This window comes from uncultured Psychroserpens sp. (assembly GCF_947492715.1).
Taxonomy (GTDB): domain Bacteria; phylum Bacteroidota; class Bacteroidia; order Flavobacteriales; family Flavobacteriaceae; genus Psychroserpens.
The window spans coordinates 1-213 of the sequence record NZ_CANLNS010000035.1; the positions used below are offsets into that span (position 1 = coordinate 1).

A 213-nucleotide genomic window follows, 5' to 3' on the forward strand; every position below is an offset into this window, starting at 1 on the left:
ACTGTAAGTCATAATGCAACACTTCCAATTTCAGGCGAAGGGACAACAACGATAGTGACGTGGACTTATGATGATGGCAACGGAAATACAAGCACACAAGATCAGAATGTGATTATAGATGACACGACAGCACCAGCACCAGATGCGGTAAGTTTATCAGATATCACAGCAGAATGTGAAGTGACAAGTTTAACAGCACCAACAGCTACAGAT

General features: G+C 42.3%; 1 protein-coding gene. It reads left to right on the plus strand.

Annotated elements, in window-relative coordinates:
- A partial coding sequence (locus Q0787_RS19310; RefSeq protein WP_298905108.1) for a hypothetical protein occupies window positions 1-213 on the plus strand: 213 nt, incomplete at both ends.